The sequence below is a fragment of the Anaerovibrio sp. genome, assembly GCF_024697385.1.
In the GTDB taxonomy this organism is placed as follows: domain Bacteria; phylum Bacillota; class Negativicutes; order Selenomonadales; family Selenomonadaceae; genus Anaerovibrio.
Genome location: NZ_JAILFV010000061.1, coordinates 1 through 2914, shown reverse-complemented (window position 1 = coordinate 2914; position 2914 = coordinate 1). Strand labels below are relative to the sequence as shown.

General features: G+C 46.1%; 3 protein-coding genes. All 3 read right to left on the bottom strand.

The genetic code is table 11. The features are described from left to right. Positions 1-253: 253 nt before the first annotated feature. Positions 254-1417, bottom strand: coding sequence for an aminotransferase class I/II-fold pyridoxal phosphate-dependent enzyme (locus tag K6C05_RS03040; protein ID WP_296731073.1), 1164 nt, complete (start codon positions 1415-1417; stop codon positions 254-256). A gap of 59 nt (positions 1418-1476) precedes the next feature. Beyond that, the gene (locus K6C05_RS03035) at positions 1477-2427 is read right to left on the bottom strand and encodes a ribose-phosphate pyrophosphokinase (protein WP_296731070.1); all 951 of its coding nucleotides are present in this window, start codon (positions 2425-2427) and stop codon (positions 1477-1479) included. A gap of 95 nt (positions 2428-2522) precedes the next feature. Further along, positions 2523-2914 (bottom strand): DapH/DapD/GlmU-related protein (locus tag K6C05_RS03030; RefSeq protein ID WP_296731068.1); only part of this gene is annotated, 392 nt, incomplete at its 5' end.

Below are 2914 nucleotides of genomic sequence, written 5' to 3'. Positions count from 1 at the left end.
GCAATATGGACCATACAGATTCTACCATGTTATTTCCTACTTTCTTTTATTGAGAATAAATACTCATTCATAGAATAAATACTCATTCATTTTAATACAAATTTAACTATTTCTCAACTAAAAATGCATATTTTGCCTATGTACTATGCATATTTTTTATAGAAACAATATCCGTACTTCAGTGTACCAACCTTTTATTTCTGAAGAAAGGCCCTGGAAAAACCTTTCCAAAGCCTTTTTATCATAAGCAATATTAAAATATTCCCGAGGCCTTCACAGAATCAACAGCCTTCTGCATATCTTCCTCGGACTGAACCAGTGCCATGCGGACATAGCCCTCTCCGGATGGGCCAAAGGCACTGCCGGGAGTGACCAGGACTCCGGTCTTATCCAGCAGGTCCTTTACAAATTTCTCAGAGCTATCGTATTTTTCCGGAATTGGTGCCCAGACAAACATGGTTCCCGGTGGCTTATCCATCTGCCAGCCAGCTTCAATAAGGCCATCACAGAGCACATCCCGGCGACGCTCATATGCCTTTCTTGTAGTCTCCACAACAGACTGGTCACCGGTGATGGCAGCAATAGCGGCAGCCTGTACAGGCAGGAATACTCCATAATCTATATTGGATTTCAGGGTCTTCAGCATGGAAACCACCTTGGAATTGCCCAGGCAATAGCCTATACGGGCCCCGGCCAGGCCATAGGTCTTGGACAGGGAATTGAATTCCACACCCACATCCCTGGCCCCAGGCAGCTCCAAAAAGCTGCCCCAGCTGCGGCCGTCAAAAACCAGCTCACTGTATGCATTATCATGAATGACGATGATATCGTATTTCTTGGCAAAAGCTATAAGCTCCGTATAAAACTCCTTTGGAGCCATGGCAGCTGTAGGGTTGTTTGGATATGACACCAGCATCAGCTTTGCCCTGCGGGCGATTTCCTCAGGTATATCCTTCAGCTGTATCACATAGTCATGCTCTTTTTTCTGTGGCATGTAATAAAGCTCGGCACCTGCCAGCTTCGGTCCATCTGCAAAAATAGGGTAGCATGGGTCCGGTACCAGCATGACATCCCCAGGATCCAAAATTGACAGGGCTATATGTGCCAGTCCATCCTGGGAGCCTATAAGGGAACATATTTCACGCTCAGGATCCAGATCAACACCATAACGGCGCTTGTACCAGGCAGCGACTGCTTCCAGCATGGCCATTGTATCGGTGATTGCATATACATAATTCGACGGCTTCATCACTTCTCTGGCCATAGCTTCCATGATGTGCTTTGCCGGAGGTATATTGGGTGCTCCAATACTGAGGTCTATGACAGTTTTCCCGGCTGCCACCCTTGCCTTACGCATATCTGCCAATCTGGAAAATACGCCTTCCCCAAACTGGTCCATTCTCTTTGCAAATTTCATTTTCCCACCTCAAAAACAGAAAAGGGCGAATGAAAATTCGCCCCTGTAAATTACAAAAATTACTTGAACAGCTTGCTTACAGAGCCATTATTGTAAATACAATCAATAAACTCGGCCAACATCGGTGCCAAAGAGATGCAGACAATCTTCGAGGACTGCTTCTCAGGAGGCAATGGAATAGTATTGGTGATAATAAGCTGCTTTATAACAGAATCATTAATCCTCTGCACTGCAGGATCGGTAAGGATACCATGGGTGCAGCAGGCATAAACCTCCTTGGCCCCCATACGCTTCAATGCCTTGGCCCCTTCACAGAGGGAACCTGCAGTATCTACCATATCATCAATCATGATACAGGTCTTATCCTTGACATCGCCAATCAGGTTCATTACCTCGGCACAGCCAGGACGAGGACGACGCTTCTCCACAATGGCAATGCCTGCATCCAGGAGATCGGCCATTTTACGGGCACGGGTAACACCGCCAAGGTCAGGTGATACAACCACAACATTATCCAAATGCTGCTCATGGAAATATTCTGCCATGGCAGGAGCTGCTGCCAAATGATCCACAGGAATATCGAAAAAGCCCTGTATCTGCCCGGCATGCAAATCAACTGTAACAACACGGTCAAGACCTGCAGTATGCATCAGATTAGCCACCAGCTTGGCAGAGATTGGCTCACGGCCACGGGTCTTGCGGTCCTGGCGGGCATATGCATAATAAGGTACTACAGCTGTTACACTATGAGCTGAAGCACGCTTGCATGCGTCAGTCATAATTAAGAGTTCCATAAGATTTTCGTTGACTGGCTGGCTGGTAGGCTGGATGATGAAGATATCCTTACCACGGATACTCTCACTGATCATGACCTGGATTTCACCATTGTTGAAATGACCTACCTGAGCTTCAATAAGGTCGATACCAAGATGCTCGGCAATTTCCTGTGCGAGCTTTGGATTCGCATTACCAGTTAACAGACGCATGTTGCTCTTTGCAGATTGTGACATTTTGTTTTAAAGCCTCCAAATTCTAATACACGATTTTACGATTGGAAAAAATTTTTCCGTATATATATTATCAGTAAACCACTGAAAATACCACTTTATTTTTTTCGTTTGTCTGCCCAGCCGCTGATATTTTTTTGATGAGCCCTGGCAATGGCCAGATCAGCAGGAGGGATGTTCTTGGTAATAGTGGAACCGGCGCCAATATAAGCACCTTCACCTACTATTACAGGTGCCACAAGGGCAGTCTGGCAGCCTACAAAGGCATTGTCACCAATTACGGTACGGTGCTTGTTCTTACCATCATAATTTACGGTTACAGTACCACAGCCGCAATTGACATTGCTTCCCACATCGGCATCACCGATATACTGCAGATGTGGCAGCTTGGTACCCTCACCTACATTGGAGTTCTTGACTTCAACAAAGTTACCGATATGTACGGACCTGCCAATCTGGGTATTAGGGCGCAGATGAACATACGGGCCCA

Excerpts from the sequence above, each read along its gene's own strand:
- K6C05_RS03040 (WP_296731073.1), bottom strand. The coding sequence starts at position 1,417 with ATGAAATTTGCAAAGAGAATGGACCAGTTTGGGGAAGGCGTATTTTCC.
- K6C05_RS03035 (WP_296731070.1), bottom strand. The coding sequence starts at position 2,427 with ATGTCACAATCTGCAAAGAGCAACATGCGTCTGTTAACTGGTAATGCG.